We start from the raw sequence: 19,389 nt of genomic DNA on the forward strand, positions 1-19,389 counted from the left end.
ATAGCGTTTTATTTAGTTTTATTCTTAAAATAAAAAAATTTATAAAATTTTTTTGCAACTATAAAGAAAAAGTTATATAATGATAATGTGACGTTGCAAGCGCATACATAATGCGTTGGTTTTAAGGAGGAAATGTTTATGGATGAAGTACAAAAAATGATGTATCAAGCACCGGATGCGGAAGGTAAAGTGAATTTCGTCAATCTGTATGACTTGGAAGATATGGCGAAGAAAGTGATTCCTGAAGGCGGATATGGTTACATTTCCAGCGGAGCAGGGGATCTATGGACGATTGAGCAAAATATTAAATCTTTCAATCATAAAGTGATCGTACCAAGAGTATTGGCGGATATTGAACACCCAGATATGTCGACGGAAATTTTTGGGGATAAACTGTCGTTGCCGGTTATCATGGCTCCCGTAGCTTCTCACGGATTGGCACATGTGAAAGGCGAAGTAGCTACAGCGAAAGGGATTGCTGAAAGTGACACGATCTTTACGATCAGTTCCTATGCCAATAAACCTTTCAAAGACATTTCGTCAGCCGGCAAAGGGGCTCCGCAATGGTTCCAATTTTATATGAGTAAAGATGACGGCATCAACCGCGATATCTTAGATGAAGCAAAAGCAAACGGCATGAAAGCTATTGTGCTGACGGCGGATGCAACAGTAGGCGGAAACCGCGAGATGGATAAACGGACAGGTTTTGTCTTCCCATTAGGCATGCCGATCGTATCGGCTTACCAATCAGGCGTAGGTCAAAACATGGATGCCGTTTACGGTTCTTCTAAACAAAAATTAAGTCCGCGTGATGTTGAATTTATTGCTGAATATTCTGGATTACCCGTATTCGTTAAAGGGGTACAATGTGCGGAAGATGCCCATGTGGCAATGGAATCTGGTGCCGGCGGTGTTTGGGTGACCAACCACGGCGGACGCCAAGTAGATGGCGGACGTCCAGCCTTTGACTCATTGAGTGAAGTGGCTGAAGCGGTCAACAAACAGGTACCGGTTGTATTTGACAGCGGTGTACGCCGTGGAACGCATGTCTTCAAAGCGATTGCGCAAGGAGCAGACTTAGTAGCTATCGGACGTCCTGTCTTATATTCATTGGCTTTAGGCGGATCAGAAGGGGTTAAACAAGTCTTTGACTTCTTTAAAGAAGAATTGGCTAAGACCATGCAACTGGCTGGTACGCATAATGTAGAAGAAATCAAAAAAGCGACATTGAGCAATTATCCTTGGGCTTAATCAACCAAAAGCGTTAACGAATAAGACGAGCTATCCTCTTCGTCATCATAACAGACGAAGAGGCGGCTTTTTTTTAGCAACTTTTTTAGAACATACCTGTTGAATAAAAGAAGAATAGGGTGAGGACAGTATAGATTATTTTTTTAGAAAATACTGCAAGCGCATTCGTTAAATAGGCATAGTTTATTCATTTGTTTTAAACGGAAACAAATGCATGATTTATGATTCATTAGGCAGGATGTATTTATTCAATTTATTAGGAGGATTTTACGCATATGGGTTTACAAACATTACTTGCTATTATACCGATCGCTTGGTTGATTTTTGCGTTGGGCGTCATGAAAATGCCGGGGACAAAGGCTTGTCTGATCGGTCTAGTCGGAACTTTTGCCATCAGTATATTAGGCTTTGACTTGCCGTTGACAGATGCATTGACGGGCACTCTGGAAGGCATCATCAATGGTCTATGGCCAATTGTTTATATTATTATTGCTGCACTTTTTACTTACAACTTAGCGACGTACTCAGGCAGTATGAAGATCATCAATCGCATGCTGACGAGTGTTTCTAAAGATATGCGGGTCTTAGTGCTGTTGATTGCTTGGGGCTTTGGCGGCTTTTTGGAAGCCATCGCTGGTTTTGGAACGGCCGTAGCGATCCCGGCTGGTATACTAGCGGCGCTAGGGATGAATCCGATCATGGCTGCAGTGATCTGTTTGATCGCCAATACAACACCAACAGCATTTGGTGCGATCGGTCTGCCGGTCACTTCTTTGGCGCAAGCAGGAGGATTAGATGTGATGCAGACAGCCTATATGGTTTCTTTGCAGCTGCTTCCGTTGATTTTGATCGTACCGTTCATTTTAGTGATCTTGTCTGGTAACGGTTTTAAAGCGTTGAAAGGCGCAACACTCGTTACCCTGCTTTCAGGGATCGCCTTTGGATTGCCACAAATTTTTGTTGCCCGTTATATCGGGCCTGAATTGCCAGCCGTTATTGGTTCGTTGGTTTGTATCGTTGTGATGATCTGGGCTGCACGTTTAGTCAAAACACCTGCCGACTCCCCTTATTTAGTCAAAAGCGGGGCAGATGTTCAGTTAGCTGGAAAAACAGGATTGGATGAAACAGAAAAAATACAAGCGGCTTCAACTTCAGCAGCCGAACAAGAAGCGCCGATTACCTTTGCAGTAGCGTTTAAAGCTTGTCTGCCGTATATTCTGGTTTTTCTCTTCATTATTTTATCTTCTTCCTTATTCCCGCCAATCAGCCAAACGTTAGGCAGTGTGCAATCTTCCTTTACGATCTATTCAGGAGAAGGCGCACAGCCTTACACGATCAAATGGCTGACCACACCGGGCACGCTCATTATTCTAGCGACTTACTTAGGTGGGTTGATGCAAGGGGTATCATTTGGAAAGATCACACACATCCTTTGGGATACGGTCAAGCAGTTGAAAAATACAGCTATCACGGTAAGTGCGATCGTTGCTTTGTCTAAGTTGATGGGCTACAGCGGCATGATCAGCGTCCTTTCAGCTTCCCTCGTAACCTTTACAGGCGCTCTATTCCCATTGATCTCACCGCTGATCGGTGCCGTGGGAACCTTTATTACTGGTAGCGATACGAATGCGAACATTTTATTTGGCGAGTTGCAAGTACAAGCTGCTCAAACGTTAGGCGCCAATGACTTTTGGCTAGCTTCAGCAAATGCAGCTGGTGCTACAGCCGGCAAGATGATTTCGCCGCAAAGCATCGCCGTGGCTACAGCAGCGACCGGATTGATCGGCCAAGAAGGTGCGATCACGAAAAAAGTCTTTAAGTATTTTGCGATTTATCTTGTGATCATTTGTGTGATCGTCTTTGGGCTGGGCAAAATGCTGGGAATGATTTAACTTAGGCTTATCAAAGAAGTCGCAATTCTTGTGATATTTGATAAAAGTTGCTTTGTACGACCATTCAACAAAAGTACAAATTTAAGAGTATCAGGAAAAGCTGCTGCTAGGAATCAAGACAACCTCTTGCATTCTTAGCAGCAGCTTGATTGTCTTGTCATGATTTCTTCATCAAAGTGAAATCTTTGACACAAAAAAATCCTTCCCTTAAAATGAGAATAGAAAGCGGTTTCTAAAACAAGGGTTAAATAAGGAAAGGAGGCGTTCTTGCACTGTTTTGATTGTCCTGCAGAGCCAATTCACTTAAAGGAGAGAAAAGAAGATGAGGAAAGGAATCAAGAGAAGTTTAGCTTCTGTTTTGTTTATGTCGAGTTTGTTTTTAGCAGCCTGTTCATCATCCAGTTCACAGCAAGGTCAAGGCGGAGACCAGGGTTCAGGAGATCCGGTCACGATTCAGATCATGCAAGGAAAAATCGAATTCAATACCCAGTTTGAAGAATTAGCGAAAAAATATATGGACGAAAACCCCAATGTAAAAATTGAAATCACATCTGTCGGTGGAGGAACGGATTACTTATCGCAGCTGAAAACCAAATTTGCCTCAGGTGATGAGCCGGAGATTTTCAGTGTGGCCGGTCCAAGTGAACTCGAGCAGTTCAAAGATGACATGGCAGATCTATCTGATATGGATTCTGTTGATGCAGCTTTAGAAGGAACGCTGGACGCAGTGACGGTCGAAGATGATCAAATCCTCGGTATTCCGTATAATCTGGAAGGTTATGGATTGATCTATAATAAAGATATCTTTAAAAAAGCGGGAGTGGACGCAGAAATTATTCATACTTATGAAGACTTGAAAGCCGCCGCTGAAAAAATCGATAGTCAAAAAGAGGAGTTGGGGATCGAAGCAGTCTTTGCCTTGCCAGGAAAAGAAACTTGGGTCATGACCAACCACTTGGGGAATACATTCCTAGCTTCTGAATTTGACAATAATGCATTAAAAGCTTATGAATCGCCAACAGTCGCATTTGATAAGAGTGAAGAATATCAAAAAATGCTGGATCTTCAAAATGATTTCTCTGTCCAGCCAGTCTTAAGTTTGGATTATTCTCAGCAAGTAGAAGAGTATTTCTCTTTGGGTCAAGTTGCGATCATCCAACAAGGGAACTGGGTCTATCCTACACTCCAACAAATGGATGAAGATTTTGCGGAAAATGATGTAGGCATGATGCCGATCCCGGTTGAAGGGGAAGAAGACAAATTGCCGGTTGGCGTGCCAAACTACTGGGCTATCAATAAAAACAGCGACGATGCAACCATTAAGGAAGCTGAAAAGTTCCTAGATTGGATGAACTTATCAGATGAAGGAAAAGATTTTGTGCTGACAGAATTTAAGTTCGTACCTGCCTATGAAAACTATGATGGCAGCAAGATCACCGATCCGCTATCAAAAGCAGTCTATGACTATTCTCAGTCTGGAGAAACGATTGGTTGGGTCTTCAATGGTTATCCAGCTGGATGGGAACAAGATTCATTTGGACCAAACATCCAAAAATATTTAGATGGTACGATGACTTGGGAAGAAACCATCGATCAATCAAAAGAAGCATGGGCATCGATTCGTAAATAAACCAGGTAATGAGGTTATCATCTTTTTGTTGATAGCCTCTTTTTTTCAGATAAAAGTTTAAAAGAAAGGATGAAAAAGAATGAAAAATAAGGAATTCTCCTTCTGGTTATTTATCACACCAGTTTTGCTCAGCTTATTGATCGTTGTGATTTTACCGTTGCTGTTGGGGACGTATTATTCGTTTACAAACTGGAATGGATTGACTTTTACAAACTTTGTCGGCTTTGAAAACTACCAACGTCTGCTGGGCGATCAGCAGTTTAAAAGCGCACTTTGGTTTACGATAAAGTTTGCCGTGGCCTCGATCATCTTGCTGAACGTGATTGGCTTAGGGCTGGCATTGCTCGTCACTTCTAAACTTAAAACAAGCAACATTTTAAGAACGGTCTTTTTTATGCCGAACTTGATCGGTGGTCTTATTTTAGGGTTTATTTGGCAGTTTATTTTTGTTCGTGTTTTCTCCGGTGTTGGAAAGTTGATTGGGATCGAAGCCCTACAAGGCTGGCTGTCCGATACGCAAACCGGTTTTTGGGGCTTAGTGATCCTGACGGTATGGCAAATGTCTGGTTATATCATGATCATCTATATTGCCTACTTGCAAAATGTACCAAACGAACTGCTAGAAGCTGCTGATATCGACGGCGCTTCAAGATGGCAAAAGTTTAAAAATATTATTTTTCCATTGATCGCTCCAGGTTTTACCGTCAGTATGTTTTTGACCCTTTCGAATTCGTTTAAAATCTACGACCAAAACTTGTCTTTGACAAATGGCGGACCGTATAACTCAACGCAAATGATGGCAATGAATATTGTGGATACTGCATTTGGCTCAAACGAAATGGCGTATGGGCAGTCAAAAGCTGTGATCTTTTTCATTATTGTAGCCATTATTTCTTTAACACAAGTCTACTTCAATAAGAAAAGAGAGGTCGATCTATAGTGAAAAAGAAAAAAAGAGCCAATATTATTTTGGAGATCATCGGTATCTTGATTGGATTGATTTGGATCTCGCCCTTTTACTTGATGCTGGTCAATAGTTTCAAAACGCCAAAAGGGATTTTCACAGATGTATTGGCACCCCCAGCTGAGATGACTTATGATAACTACCAGAAAGCTTTTGTAGAACTCGACTTTGTGAAGTCGCTGTTCAATTCGTTGGTGATCACTGTTGTCAGTGTTTTGGTCATTGTACTGTTTTCTTCTTTAGCAGGTTATGCGCTAGCGCGAAACAAAAGTCGGTTGAGTGCTACGATTCTGCTCATTTTTGTAGCAGCAATGCTGATTCCCTTCCAGTCTGTGATGATTCCGCTGGTTTCTATTTTTGGTATGGCTGATATGCTCAATAAAGTGGGCTTGATTTTTATGTACTTGGGCTTCGGCTGCAGCTTATCTATTTTTCTATACCATGGCGCGATGACCGGAATCTCTAGTACACTGGACGAAGCAGCGATTATCGATGGTGCTTCAAAACTTCAAATTTTTTGGAAAATCATTTTTCCGTTGCTCAAACCAATTTCTGTAACAGTAGCGATTTTAAATACGATTTGGATCTGGAATGACTATCTATTGCCATCGCTTGTTTTGGACAGCAACAGCGAAACGATTCCGATCAAGATGTTCTACTTCTTTGGACAATATACGAAGCAGTGGCACTTGGCGTTGGCAGGGTTAACGATCGCCATTATCCCAGTGATTATTTTTTACTTTTCTGCCCAAAAGCAGATCGTAGCAGGGGTCACTGAAGGAGCGGTTAAATAAGCTGGATCAAGATGAGATATAATGAGGTGTTGGATTGAAAGGAAAAGAAACACGCTATGCAAAGCTTTATATGGTTTCAGATGTTCTCGTCAGCCTATTTTTAGTAAATATCTATTGGACGATTTGTAACGTGCCGATCATCTTTCTCGTACTCAGCTTCTTTTTTGCAAAAGAACCGAATCCAGTCATTCTGTTTCCGCTTTTTATCTTCTTTCTCCCCATACTGTTTTTTCCGAGTTTTCAGGCTTTGGTTTGCAGCATGAGAGACATTGTTTTAAACCGTCCTTCAACAGGTTCCGTTAAACGTTTTTTCTTCTATGTTAAAGAGAATTACTTGGAGAGTGTTGGTATGGGGATTTTTATTACGGTGGCAGGAAGCTTTTTGATTCGTTTGCTGATGATGACAGGCCTTAAAAACGTCTTACTTTCTACGATATTGTTCATTATTTTGCTGTATGTCGTGATGTTTGCACTGCAATTTTTCCCTTTAGCTGCCCATTTTTCTATGTCTTTTGTTTGGAAGTTGAAACAAACTTGGCGGCTGACATTTGCTAAACCTATCTATGCGATATCCAGTCTTTTGTTGACGGTTTTGCTTGTCTGGGTTAGCTGGAAAGTTTTTCCGCCCTTACTCGTGTTGCTGACGGCATCAGCTGCAGCTTACTTGCTATTCTTTTTGTTTTACTTCGAATACAATCAGTTGAAAAATAAGTGAAGAGGGGTGAGTCAGCGGACTCATCCTTTTTGGCTGCTTCTGATCAGCATGATAGATGATTTTCAACTCCTAATGGATCTAAAGAACCAGCTTTCTTTTTGCAATCAGGTATTTTTGACAATAAGCCAATAAACTTCTATATTAGTAGTTATTGACACATACTTGTGGCTTGCTTTTGTTGCATAGCCAATAAGGTGTGCGACTTCAGTGTGAGGGGTGAAAAGCGGTAAGTTTTTTGCTTTAATCATCAGAAGCAAGGAAATGAAAAAGAAAGGGAAGAAGTTATGTTCAGAACATTTAAAAAATTAGACTGGTTCTTCAAATTACGCTGGAAAAGTTATACGTTCGGTGTAGTAGCACTGATTATTTGTGCGATCTTGCAAGTCTTGAATCCAAAGATCGTCGGCACGATTATCGATCAGTTTGTAGCGGGAACATTGAATTGGCGAACGCTGATCTTTTGGGTATCATTGATTTTGATTTTTGCTTTGGTGATGTATGGTTTGCGGTATGGATGGAGAATGGCGTTGTTTGGAAATTCTACACTCATCGAATCGATTTTGCGCAACCGTTTGTTCAGTCATTTCACACGAATGGATGCGGCCTTTTTTCAACGTTACCGTACGGGAGATTTAATGGCGCATGCCACTAACGATTTAGCGGCTATTCGTTTTGTGGCTGCGGACGGTGTGTTGACGTTGACAGACGCATTCTCATTAGGCGGTGTCACGCTTTTTTCAATGTTCTTTTTCATTGATTGGAAGCTGACCTTATTTTCTATTTTACCGTTCCCTATATTGATCGCGATCTCGACTTATTTAGGAAAACTGATCCATGCTCGTTACCGCGGCGCCTTAAAGGCTTTTTCTTCGATGAACAACCACGTACAGGAGAGTGTATCAGGAATAAAGGTCTTAAAGGCTTTAGGGGAAGAGAAAGAAGATTTTTATGCATTTGAAAAAGAAACCGAAAAAGTTGTGGAAGAAAACCGTGGTGTGTACAAGTTAAAGGCTGGTGTTAATCCTAGTATTGAAATCGTCATGGGATTGACTTATGTGATCGCGTTGCTGATCGGCGGCAATTACGTGCAAACGGGACGGATTTCGATTGGAGATTTAGTGGCCTTTATCAGCTACATTGGGATGATGCAATGGCCGCTGCTAGCTGTCGGAAGCTTGATCAACACACTGGAACGAGGAAATGCTGCTTATGACCGGGTCGAACTTCTTCTGTCAAACGAAACATCGATCGTGGAAGCTGAAAAACCTGTCAAAAAGCCGTTAGATGGAGACATTGATTTTGACATCCAATCTTTTTCCTATCCAAATGAGCACAAACCCGCTTTGAGCCATGTTTCGTTTCATTTGAAAAAGGGGAACACATTAGGAATCGTCGGTCGAACGGGTTCTGGAAAAAGTACCATTTATAAACTGCTGCTTCGTGATTATGACCTTTATAAAGGCGCGATTCTTTATGGCGGTATCAACATTAAAGATTACGCGTTGCAGTCTTTAAAAGAAGGCATTGCAATCGTGCCGCAAGATAACTTCTTATTTTCAACGACGATCCGCGACAATATTCGTTTCGGGAACCCTGCTTTAAGTCAGGAAGAAATTGAAGAAGCAGCCAAAACAGCGCATATTCACGAAGACATTTTGCAATTTCCAAAAGGATACGATACGACAGTCGGCGAGCGCGGTGTTTCCTTATCAGGCGGACAAAAACAGCGGATCGCGATTGCTCGGGCGCTAGCTGTCGAGCCAGAGTGTCTGATTTTAGATGATTCGTTATCAGCGGTGGATGCCAATACTGAAGAAGCTATCTTAGCTTCTTTGAAACAAAAGCGCAGCCAAAAAACAACGATCATCTCAGCTCACCGTATCAGTTCAATTATGCAAGCAGATGAAATCATCGTGATGGATGAAGGACAAATCTCTGAAAAAGGAACGCATGATCAGCTTATCGACTATCAAGGCTGGTATGCAGAAATGTACCAAAAACAACAATTGGAAAGAAAATTAGATGGGGAAGGGGCGTAAGAGATTGGAAAAACAGAAGACAAGCGTTTCAATGAAAGACACTTGGAACATCTTACGGCATCTTTTTCGCTATGCAAAGCCTTATAAAGTGACCTTCCTAGTCTCTTTCATCTTTCTAGCTTTCATTTCAGCGATCACTGCTTATTTGCCGATCGTTATTCAACACTATATTGACAATTATTTAGCAACCAAGTCAGCAACACTGGCAATCACGATTCGAGTGGTCGTGTTCTATGGTGTGTTGACCCTTTTGAAAGCTGCTTTTACGTATGCCAAAGATTATCTCTTTAATACGGCAGCTGAAAAAACGGTCGCCAATATCCGGAATCAATTGTATGGCAAAGTCGTCGATCTGGGTATGCGGTACTTTGACCAGACACCTGTTGGAACAGTGGTATCTCGAGTGACAAACGATACAGAAACCATTAAAGACTTTTGGACAGTTTTTATTAATCTTACTACAGGATTGTTTAACGTGATTTCTATTTCTATCGCAATGTTTGCACTGAGATGGCAAATGGCACTAGTATTCATTGCTTTCTTGCCGATCATGATGATATTGGTGGTCGTCTACCAGCGAAAAAGTGTCTTGATCTATGGACGAATGCGAGAAGCACTCAGCCGCTTGAATGCAAAGCTGAATGAGTCGATCAGCGGAATGGGCATCATTCAAAAGTATCATCAAGAAAAACGGCTGGCTGAAGAATTTGACGTTACCAATCAAACGTATGTCCAAGCACGGCGAGCTATGTATAGTATGAATGCCTTGCTATTGATGCCGGCGATCAACTTGATCGAGTCCTTTGCATTGGTGGCGGTCCTCCTTATTTTTGGTTATCAAGACTTTGTTACTCATACAGTTGATGTTGGAATCATTTATGCTTTTACTTCTTATTCACGTTCCTTCTTCCAACCGATCGGACAAATGATGAACGGTTTGAGCACGCTGCAAGATGGGATTGTAGCTGGAAAGAGGATCCAAGAATTGGTAAATGAACAAGAACTGGCTCCTCGCTCTAATGAAAAGGCAGGAAGTCAGATCACAGAAGGACATATCGAAGTCAAAAACTTGAACTTTTCCTATGACGGTGAGCATCAAGTGCTGCGCGACATCAACTTTGAAGCTAAGCCCGGGCAGACCATTGCTTTAGTAGGCCAGACAGGATCTGGGAAAAGCTCGATCATTAATGTTTTGATGCGTTTTTATGATTACCAAAAGGGCGAGATTTTGATCGACGGGCATTCATTAAAAGATATACCTGTTGAAGAGATTCGGAAAAAAATGGGACTTGTTTTACAAGACAGCTTTCTCTTTTACGGCAATATCGCCGATAATATTCGCATGTATAACCACGAATATTCTGATGCGGACATCAGGGCAGCCGGTGAATTTGTTTATGCTGATACCTTCATTTCCCAATTAGATAAAGGGTATCAAGCAAAAGTGATCGAACGAGGAGATAGCTTTTCAGCTGGTGAAAGACAACTCATCAGCTTTGCAAGAACGATCTTGCGTTCGCCAAGCATCCTGATCCTAGATGAAGCCACTGCCAACATTGATACAGAAACGGAAGAAAAGATTCAAAACGGATTAGTAAACATGCGGAAAAATCGGACGTCTTTAATTATTGCGCATCGTTTATCGACGATCAAAGATGCCGACTTGATTTTAGTTTTGCGAAATGGTGAGATCATTGAACAAGGCACCCATGAGGACCTTATTGCTGAACAAGGCACATACTTTGATATGTACCAACTACAAACCTATCAAAAATAGGTTCTAACAGAAAAAAGCTGCGATCATACGTCGCAGCTTTTTTTGTCTTTTTTGTATTACTCCGCTTTTTGGCATAAGGTTTCTTTTTCATGCGTTTGGCGAAAAAGTTTTAAGGTGTTGATATGGGCCATCATGTAGTTGGCTAGAATCCCATTGGCAATACCAGCTAGGATACCCATAAAAGAGAGGACAGGCAAGTACAAGAGAACGGTCCATGAACGCGCAATGACACTGGCCACAAGCAATTGTCCTACGTTGTGCAAAATCCCGCCAGCTGCGCTAATGCCAATGATGCTGACACGTTTTGGTCCCAACAGTTTTACCAGCAGCATGCCTAGATAGCTGAGAAAAGCACCGACACAGCTGTAAAGGAAGGTAGAAAAAGTCCCGCCCAGCAAAGTGGTCACCAAGAGCCGCATCCAAACAACCGTAAAGCTGTCTTTCAACGGCAGTGTAAAGATAGCGATGATCGTGATCAGATTGCCGATCCCAAGCTTTGCACCAGGAGCAAAAGCAAATGGAAAAGGAATCATCCTTTCGATTAGACTCAAGACAACAGCCTGAGCAGCGAGTAAAGAAATATAAATCATTTTCTGGCTTTTTGTCATGATCAACACCCTTATCTATTTGGATCCTTTAGTCTATATTAGTTTGACGAGTCTATTAAAGATTTCGATTAAGTAGCTGAAGCGTCAATTTTCGAAGGGTTTCTTTTTCTGACTTATCAGGCAAACGATTGATGCGTCTCATTGCTTTTTCCGTATACTTTTCAGCTAAATGTTGCGCTTTTTCCACTCCGCCTAACGCAACGACCAGCTGTTGTACTTTGCGCGTGTCTTCATCGGTCATCTGTTCCCGCTTCGATAGTAGTGTGATAAATGAGTCAGCGTCCTTTTGCATCGCAAAAAGAAGCGGAGCCGTATAAACGCCTTGTTTAACATCTTCTAAGACAGGTTTTCCAAGTCCATCCGCAGTTTGCGTATAGTCGAGGATATCGTCCAATATTTGGAAAGCCATCCCGATGTGGCTGCCGATATAATAAGCATTGCGTGCTTTTTTCTCAGGTGATCCGCCTTCTAACATGCCTGCATAGCAAGCCAGTGCGAATAACTGAGCCGTTTTGCCCGAAATTTGGGTTAAATATTGGCGAATCGTCATATCTTGTTTATACCGCAGATTCATTTGATCCAGTTCACCCATTAAGATGCGCTCCATGCCGCGCGTGTTGATCTCAAATTGATCCGTAGAGCGAGCATAACGTGCAACGAGTCGAAAAGAAACGGTAAACAAATAATCACCGGCATAAACTGCAGCATCTTTTCCGTAACGTGCTTGTACAGTCGTTTTGCCTCTTCTTTGAGGAGAATCATCAATGATGTCGTCATGGATCAGAGTCGCAGTATGCAGCAGTTCAACTGATGCTGCTAGTGCTTGAGCACGTTCAGGCTCATGATCGGGACCAAATGTTGAAAATAAAAGAGTGTAAGCTGGACGAACCATTTTTCCGCCTGAATGGAGCATATCCTTTAAGACCGCTTCGATTTCTTTATTGCGCAGACGGATCGAACGATCAATCAGCAGTCCGACTTGCTCTAATTCAGCTGCTATCTGAGGATAAGCTTTCCAGATTGGATGAAGTTTCATAATTTTCTCCTTTCAGAATCGTAAAAATCAAAAAAAGTGAAAGCAAGTCCGTCCTCCCGCCTCCACTCAATGTTTTTTAATCAAATGTTACTTTTAATAAATGGATTTTTCTTTACCGTACCACCAATGGCCGACCTTTTTTTGCAACCATGGGATGACATAGTAATCTAATCCGAATGCTCGACCAGCACCGTTCATTAAAGCAATGGCTACGAAGATAAACCAGATGTTTACCCAGTAGAACATGCCAGATAATGCAAACGAGATCGTCAATGCAATCGTTGCTGCGCTAAGCAACCAAGTGAACAAGCCGACGATCAAAGCTAAACCGATCGCAATCTCAACACAAGTCATGAATTTTTGGAAGAACAAAGCAACATCTGTGTTTGGCAACATGACTTTCATGATGCTTTCGAACCATTTTGGTGCAGCTTTGAAGACCATCATTGGTTCTTCGCCGTATGCATAACTTAATCCGAAAATTGGTTTTGCAGCTTCTGCTGTTTGTTCAACGGCTTCAGAGGCACCCGATACAGGCGTTTGCAGCCAAGAGAAAGGAAGAGCGACCGTATCGCCGAACCAGCTTTGTGTTCCGAACAATCCGAAAGCTTTCTTCAGACCTTCAAAGAGCCACATGCTACCATAGAATACGCGCAGCGGTACGCTCCATAATACATTCCCGTATCGTGACAGATGGCCACGGAAGATGTTTCGTCTATGTTTGATATGGAAGAACTCATGGAAAATATATTGTACCATATAATAACCTGAACGAATATCAAAGAAATATTTTAAATTGACGATGTGTTTCATTAAAAGTGCAAAGAAACCACTTAAATGAATCTTATCAAACAAGTAAGCCACACCATATTTAGAACCAACAGACACTAACGTACCTTGGTAGTTGGATTCATGCGCATGTTTTTCGCCGCCTTCAATCGCTGCGACAATGTTTTTTGCTGCTGTATGTCCGGTTTGTTCAGCTGCTTGTACGATTTGCGGAGTAGGTTTGCCGTTTTCTTCATAGTAAACTAAGTCTCCGATAACATAAACATTCTCTAATCCTTTTGCTTCCATAAACTCGTTGGCTACGAGACGACCAGCACGAGCTTTTTCTGCTCCAAAGTCAGCTGCATCTGTATTGGCTTTAACACCAGCTGTCCAAATCAATGTATGAGTTTGTAGGTTTTCTCCGGTTTTCAATTGAACAATAGTAGGAGAGACGTCCACTACAGGTGAGTCAGTAAGAATACGTACACCTTTTTTCAGCAAATGCTTTTCAACTTTATCGGAATCGACACGCGGAATCGTCGTTAGAATGTCGCTGACTGCTTCCACCAACACAAGTTCGATCTCATCAGCATCTATTTTATATTTATCAGCTAAGATTGGTTTCCAGTCAACCAATTCGCCCATCATTTCAATACCTGTCAAGCCGGCTCCGCATACAACAAAGCGCAACATGGCTTTTCGCTTGTCTAAGTCGCGTTCTTTCGCCGCAGCTGCCACTGTATCTTCAATATGGTGGCGAATGCGTAAAGCATCTTCCCAAGACCATAAAGTAAAGCCGTTTTCTTTAACACCTGGTGTACCGAAGTCATTAGCTTCTGCGCCCATACCCAGAACCAAGTAATCATAAGGGAAACGACCTTGCTCAGTGAGGATCACCTTGTTTTCATGATCCAATTCAGTCACGTTGTCCGTTACCAGATGAACATTTTTTCTTCGTGCAAATAACCGTTGCAGGTCATATTGGATAGCATCTGGTTCTACACGCCCGCCAGCTACTTCATGTAATTCTGTCATATAAGTATGATAAGGATGCCGATCGATCAATGTAATGACAATATCGGTATTCTTTTTTAATTTTTTGGAAAGTAATTTTGCTGCAGAAACACCAGAAAACCCTCCACCAACAACAACAATATTTGTTTGTGCCATGTTGTACACTCCTTTTATAATTGCTAACCTAATAAAAAAACTAAATAAACGTAACTTGTGAAAACAATATTTAAATACTTGATAATCTTTTCACAATTAACTGTGGTTTTATTATACATAAACCATTATTACTTGTCTAGTCTATCAAGAATTTTTATAAATGAAAAAACAATGAGAGATTGAAACAGCCTCGTTTCTTCCTATATTAATGTATCCATCTTTGGATCTTAAAAAGTCATAAAAAGTATAAAAAGATATTTTTTTAAAAAATATTTGTGAATATATAGACAATCGCATTTTAAAAAGGTATACTGAACTTGTAAAAAATATCGCAGACGAATGTTATCAGTACGTTGGCGGTAAAAATAAAATCTTTTGGAGGTATTATTAAGATGGAAATCAAAAAAGGGGTCAAATTTGCAACGACTTTATTCGCTTCAGCTTTTGTTTTAGCTGCCTGTGGAAACTCAGACGAACCAGCAACAGAACAATCTAGTGCTGCATCAAGCGCAGTAACTTCTGAAGCATCAAGCGCAGCATCATCTGAAGCATCAAGCGATCAAGCAGCTGCTGGAGATTTGCAAGACGGCTCATATAAATTAGAAGAAAAGAACTTAGACGAAAATGGCTGGCGCGTTGTGTATGAAATGACAGTAAGCGATGGCAAAATCACTGAGTCTAACTATGACTATGTAAATGAAAATGGCGATCTAAAATCTGAAGATGAAGATTACCAAAAAGCAATGTCTGAAAAAGTTGGTACAGGCCCAGCTGACTACATTCCAGAATTGAACGCTCAATTAGAAGAAACACAAGATCCTTCTCAAGTGGACGTTGTTTCAGGTGCAACACATTCTTCTGAATCTTTCATTAAATACGCACAACAATTGATCGACGCAGCTAAAGAAGGCAAAACAGAAACAATTGAAATCGACAACTAAAAAAACTGACGAATGAAAGCTTTCTTCTAGCAATTCTTTCAGTTATACTAACGTATAGAATCAACAGGTCTTAGAATCCTTTCTAAGACCTGTTTTCAATCTTGTGTATCCAGCACTTATATAAGGAGTTTTTTTATGAAAAAAGTACGTTTAGCTGCATTTATTTGTTGTTTATCTGCTGCTGTCTTTTTCTTGAGCGGTTGTCAATCAAAAAGCGGAGAAGAAAAACGAACGCTGGCAGATGATCCTTATGAAGAAACAGAATTTTTGATGGGAACGGTTGTAAGGGTGACGGTTTATAATCAAGATAAAGAAGCGGCGGTCGATGCCGCATTTGATCGCATCCGAGAGTTGGCGGATTTTATTACTGTCGATGAAGAGCAAGAGAGTTCTGAAATCAGAACGATCAATGATGCTGCTGGTAAAGAACCGGTAGCAGTGAGGGAAGATCTATATGATTTGATCAAGTCAGCTGTTGCGTATAGTGAAAAAACGGATGGCAGTTTCGACTTAACGATCGGACCGCTCACTAGATTATGGCATATTGGCTTTCCAGATGCTCGTAAACCTGAACAGTCCGAGATCGACCAAGCTTTGGCGCTCGTCGACTATCGTAAAGTTCAATTAAATGATGAGGAAAAAACAGTCTACTTACCTGAAAAAGGCATGGAATTGGACTTAGGCGCGATCGCTAAAGGTTTTATCACAGATGAAACAGTACAGGTGTTGAAGGATCACGATGTAGATACAGCAATCGTTGACTTAGGCGGCAATATTTTTGTGATGGGCGACAGTCCGCGGGGAACGAGCGAAAAGTGGCATGTGGGGATTCAAGACCCATTTGAAGAACGCGGGACAATCATAGGATCGCTGCCTGTCACAAATAAATCAATCGTAACCTCTGGTATTTATGAACGTTTCTTAGAAGTAGATGGTGTCAACTATCATCACTTGATGGATCCTAAAACAGGTTATCCTTTTGATAATGAATTGGCAGGAGTGAGTGTCGTAACGAATACTTCGATCGATGGCGATGGTTTGTCTACCTCGTTATTTGCAAAAGGCTTGAAAGATGGATTGGTCTATGTCAACCAGTTGGATGGAGTGGATGCCATCTTTGTAACAAAAGACAAGGAAGTCTATCTTTCAGACGGCTTGAAGGATTTCAAGCTAACCAATGACGATTTCATTTTAATGAACGAGGAATGAGTATGTCAGTAAAAACATTTTTAAAACTTGTTGAAATTCAGACTAAACTGGCCAGTTTATTTCCATTTTTGCTGGGGACGTTGTTTGCCTGTTACTATTTTGACACCTTTGACCTAGTTAATACCTTGATTTTTTTTGCGGCTATGTTGACATTTGATATGACGACGACGGCTATCAATAACTTGATGGATTATCAAAAAGCAAAAGCGGAGGGATATAAGAAAGAAGTCAATATCATTGGTCAAACACAGCTTGCTGAAAGAACCGTGATCCGTTTGATTCTCGGCATGCTAACGCTGGCTTCTTTATTAGGGATCGTACTGGTGATTCGAACAAGCTTGCTATTGTTGTTCATGGGTGGACTGTGTTTTTTGATCGGCATTTTTTATACCTTTGGGCCTGTTCCTATTTCGCGGATGCCTTTAGGAGAAGCTGTTTCTGGCATAACAATGGGCTTCGGGATCTTTTTCATTGCTGTATTTATCAATGGTGGAGAAGGTATGCTGCTAGATCTGGCTTTTCATGGAATGCAGTTTACCTTAACCGGTGACTTAGCGGCCTTGCTGGTGATTTTGTTTGTTTCTTTGCCAACCGTTTTTCTGATCGCCAATATCATGTTGGCGAACAATACTTGTGACTTAGAGCAGGATATTGCCAATCACCGTTATACGCTGCCTTATTACATTGGGAAGGAAAGAGCTGTCCAATTGTTTAACGGGTTGGTGTATGGCTGTTATGCGATCATTATGTTAGCTGTTTTGTTCCGTTGGCTGCATCCTGTCATGCTGCTGATCTTGCTGACGATCATTCCGATTCGAAAAAACTTGACTCTGTTTAATCGAGAACAAATAAAAGAAAAGACCTTTGTGATCGCTATTAAAAATATTGTGACTTTCAGTAGTGCAGAAGTTGTTCTGCTTGCCACTAGTTTGTTGTTTAAGGCATAATCAAAAAATAAAAACCGTGGTTGATCTTTCTCGTAACATTTGTTAAGAGAGAGTGCGGCTGCGGTTTTTTTTGGTATTGTCCTCTTTGATATTGGGCTTTGAAAAAAATCAATCAGGAAGACAGGTTTGTCTGATAATAGCCAAGGAGCTGTATGGGGGTCCAGTCTCCAGATTTTCAAGCTTCAAATGAGGCCTACCCATTTTCCAAGTGAAAGGACATTTGAAGTCGTCGCTAATAATGATGACGGTTTCTATTTTTTGGCTTTCTTCTATAGAACCAAATGATTCAGAAGGCAATTGTTTTTTGTAACGGAAACAGATGACGTATACTAGTAGTAGGGAGCAATCAAGCAAAATCTGCAGCTAGGAAGATGGCTAGCAGTTAAATAAAAGAGGTGGCGCAAATGTTTACGGACAGACGATTAACAAATGTTTATGAAAACGCTAGAACAGAATACTTTGACAATACATCAAAATATGTCTTCTTTAGCGATGTCCATCGAGGGAATGGCAACATGTCTGATGAGTTTGCACGAAATCGGAATATCTATCTGCATGCCTTGAAATATTACTATCAACATGATTTTGTCTATATTGAAGCAGGCGACGGGGACGAACTGCTGGAGTACGCTGATTTCAAATATACTAAAAATGCCCACCCTGAAGTCTTTGATGTCATAAAGAAGTTTTTTGACAAGGGCAGATTGATCCGATTATTTGGCAATCACGACATTTACTTAAAAAATCAGAAGTATGTGGAAGAAAACTACTATACGAACTATGACGAATATAGCGAGGTCTTTTTTGATTTTCTCAAAGGGCTTCAACCCATCGAAGGATTAGTGCTGAAGCACAAAGAAACAGGCCAAGAAATTTTAACGGTGCATGGACATCAAGGAGATGCGCCTAATGACCAGTTTTGGTTCTTTACGATGCTGTCTTTGAAATATTTCTGGCGTTTCCTACATGGATTTGGTATTCGGAATCCCTCTAGTCCTGTAAAAAATGTGACAAAGCGACATAAAATCGAAAAAAACTTCAGCAAATGGATCAAAAAGAATAAGATGATGCTGATTTGTGGGCACACCCATCGCTTTAAATTTCCAAAAGAAAAAGATCTGCCTTATTTTAATACGGGTTGTTGTGTCTATCCAACGATCATCACAGCTATCGAAATCCAAAATGGTGAGATTCGTCTTGTTCGTTGGAAAATCAAAGTAGATGAACTTGGCGGCTTAAATGTAAAAAGAGATACGATGAGAGGACCAGCACCGATCGAGTCCTTTGATATTCGAGAAAAACAATAGATGAAGTTGATAGCTGTTTCTACAATCAGAAAAGGAACTTAAATAAATGACTACTAAATAATAGACCATGCAGTTATTTCCGCTTTTTCTGTCCCTTTGCGTGAAGAGCATCAGTTTAAGGAGGGCTTTCCTTTTCTGAAAGAAGTAGACAGTCTGGCTTGGCAAACGCCTAACAGAAATTGAACAAAGACTATAAGAATTTTTTCAAGAACAAGTCTAACGGCTCCTGAAAGTTCAAAGTGAAGAACAAGTCAGGAAATTATGTCGTTTTTTATCTTCTGATTTTATCAGAAGATAAAAAACGAAAGCTGTCGAAAGAAAAAATGGTATTGACTTAG

The 19,389-nt window shown here is 41.0% G+C and carries 15 protein-coding genes; 12 read left to right on the forward strand and 3 right to left on the reverse strand.

The annotated features are described in order from the left end of the window. The first annotated feature begins 138 nt into the window (after nucleotides 1–138). The 8 genes from BM057_RS02240 to BM057_RS02275 all read left to right on the forward strand — a co-directional run bounded on the left by BM057_RS02240 (nucleotide 139) and on the right by BM057_RS02275 (nucleotide 11,062). Nucleotides 139–1,251, forward strand: a complete 1,113-nt coding sequence (locus tag BM057_RS02240; protein WP_092091228.1) for an alpha-hydroxy-acid oxidizing protein — start codon at nucleotides 139–141, stop codon at nucleotides 1,249–1,251. Nucleotides 1,252–1,526: 275 nt separating this feature from the next. Further along, on the forward strand, nucleotides 1,527–3,143 hold the full coding sequence (locus BM057_RS02245; RefSeq protein ID WP_092091230.1) for an L-lactate permease: 1,617 nt from the start codon (nucleotides 1,527–1,529) through the stop codon (nucleotides 3,141–3,143). A 322-nt stretch (nucleotides 3,144–3,465) separates the two neighbouring features. Continuing rightward, the gene (locus BM057_RS02250) at nucleotides 3,466–4,773 is read left to right on the forward strand and encodes an ABC transporter substrate-binding protein (RefSeq protein ID WP_092091232.1); all 1,308 of its coding nucleotides are present in this window, start codon (nucleotides 3,466–3,468) and stop codon (nucleotides 4,771–4,773) included. A gap of 79 nt (nucleotides 4,774–4,852) precedes the next feature. Then, nucleotides 4,853–5,713: a carbohydrate ABC transporter permease gene (locus BM057_RS02255; protein ID WP_092091234.1), complete on the forward strand. Its 861-nt coding sequence runs from the start codon at nucleotides 4,853–4,855 to the stop codon at nucleotides 5,711–5,713. After that, nucleotides 5,713–6,531: a carbohydrate ABC transporter permease gene (locus tag BM057_RS02260; protein ID WP_245741777.1), complete on the forward strand. Its 819-nt coding sequence runs from the start codon at nucleotides 5,713–5,715 to the stop codon at nucleotides 6,529–6,531. Before BM057_RS02255 ends, BM057_RS02260 begins: the two co-directional genes overlap by 1 nt. A 34-nt stretch (nucleotides 6,532–6,565) precedes the next feature. After that, a complete protein-coding gene (locus tag BM057_RS02265) occupies nucleotides 6,566–7,246 on the forward strand; it encodes a DUF624 domain-containing protein (protein ID WP_092091236.1) in 681 nt (226 codons plus the stop codon). Nucleotides 7,247–7,530: 284 nt separating this feature from the next. Further along, a complete protein-coding gene (locus tag BM057_RS02270; RefSeq protein WP_092091238.1) occupies nucleotides 7,531–9,285 on the forward strand; it encodes an ABC transporter ATP-binding protein in 1,755 nt (584 codons plus the stop codon). Between the two features lie 4 nt (nucleotides 9,286–9,289). Then, nucleotides 9,290–11,062, forward strand: coding sequence for an ABC transporter ATP-binding protein (locus BM057_RS02275; RefSeq protein ID WP_177186154.1), 1,773 nt, complete (start codon nucleotides 9,290–9,292; stop codon nucleotides 11,060–11,062). A 56-nt stretch (nucleotides 11,063–11,118) separates the two neighbouring features. Here the strand turns inward: BM057_RS02275 and BM057_RS02280 are convergent, their stop codons facing one another. From BM057_RS02280 to BM057_RS02290, 3 genes are all read right to left on the reverse strand, one after another. Further along, the gene (locus tag BM057_RS02280; RefSeq protein WP_092091242.1) at nucleotides 11,119–11,670 is read right to left on the reverse strand and encodes a Gx transporter family protein; all 552 of its coding nucleotides are present in this window, start codon (nucleotides 11,668–11,670) and stop codon (nucleotides 11,119–11,121) included. 55 nt (nucleotides 11,671–11,725) lie between these two features. Then, entirely contained in the window at nucleotides 11,726–12,706 is a 981-nt protein-coding gene (locus tag BM057_RS02285; RefSeq protein ID WP_092091244.1) for a polyprenyl synthetase family protein, read from the reverse strand. 93 nt (nucleotides 12,707–12,799) lie between these two features. Next, nucleotides 12,800–14,647, reverse strand: coding sequence for an FAD-dependent oxidoreductase (locus BM057_RS02290; protein ID WP_092091246.1), 1,848 nt, complete (start codon nucleotides 14,645–14,647; stop codon nucleotides 12,800–12,802). Nucleotides 14,648–15,039: 392 nt separating this feature from the next. Between BM057_RS02290 and BM057_RS02295 the strand changes: the two genes are divergently transcribed. From BM057_RS02295 to BM057_RS02310, 4 genes are all read left to right on the forward strand, one after another. Further along, on the forward strand, nucleotides 15,040–15,588 hold the full coding sequence (locus tag BM057_RS02295) for an FMN-binding protein (protein WP_092091248.1): 549 nt from the start codon (nucleotides 15,040–15,042) through the stop codon (nucleotides 15,586–15,588). A 135-nt stretch (nucleotides 15,589–15,723) separates the two neighbouring features. Further along, on the forward strand, nucleotides 15,724–16,797 hold the full coding sequence (locus BM057_RS02300; protein ID WP_092091250.1) for an FAD:protein FMN transferase: 1,074 nt from the start codon (nucleotides 15,724–15,726) through the stop codon (nucleotides 16,795–16,797). Nucleotides 16,798–16,799: 2 nt separating this feature from the next. Continuing rightward, the gene (gene menA, locus BM057_RS02305) at nucleotides 16,800–17,744 is read left to right on the forward strand and encodes a 1,4-dihydroxy-2-naphthoate polyprenyltransferase (RefSeq protein WP_092091252.1); all 945 of its coding nucleotides are present in this window, start codon (nucleotides 16,800–16,802) and stop codon (nucleotides 17,742–17,744) included. A gap of 404 nt (nucleotides 17,745–18,148) precedes the next feature. Further along, nucleotides 18,149–19,051, forward strand: a complete 903-nt coding sequence (locus tag BM057_RS02310) for a metallophosphoesterase (RefSeq protein ID WP_092091254.1) — start codon at nucleotides 18,149–18,151, stop codon at nucleotides 19,049–19,051. The last annotated feature ends 338 nt before the right edge of the window (nucleotides 19,052–19,389 follow it).

This window comes from Pisciglobus halotolerans, assembly GCF_900113675.1.
In the GTDB taxonomy this organism is placed as follows: domain Bacteria; phylum Bacillota; class Bacilli; order Lactobacillales; family Carnobacteriaceae; genus Pisciglobus; species Pisciglobus halotolerans.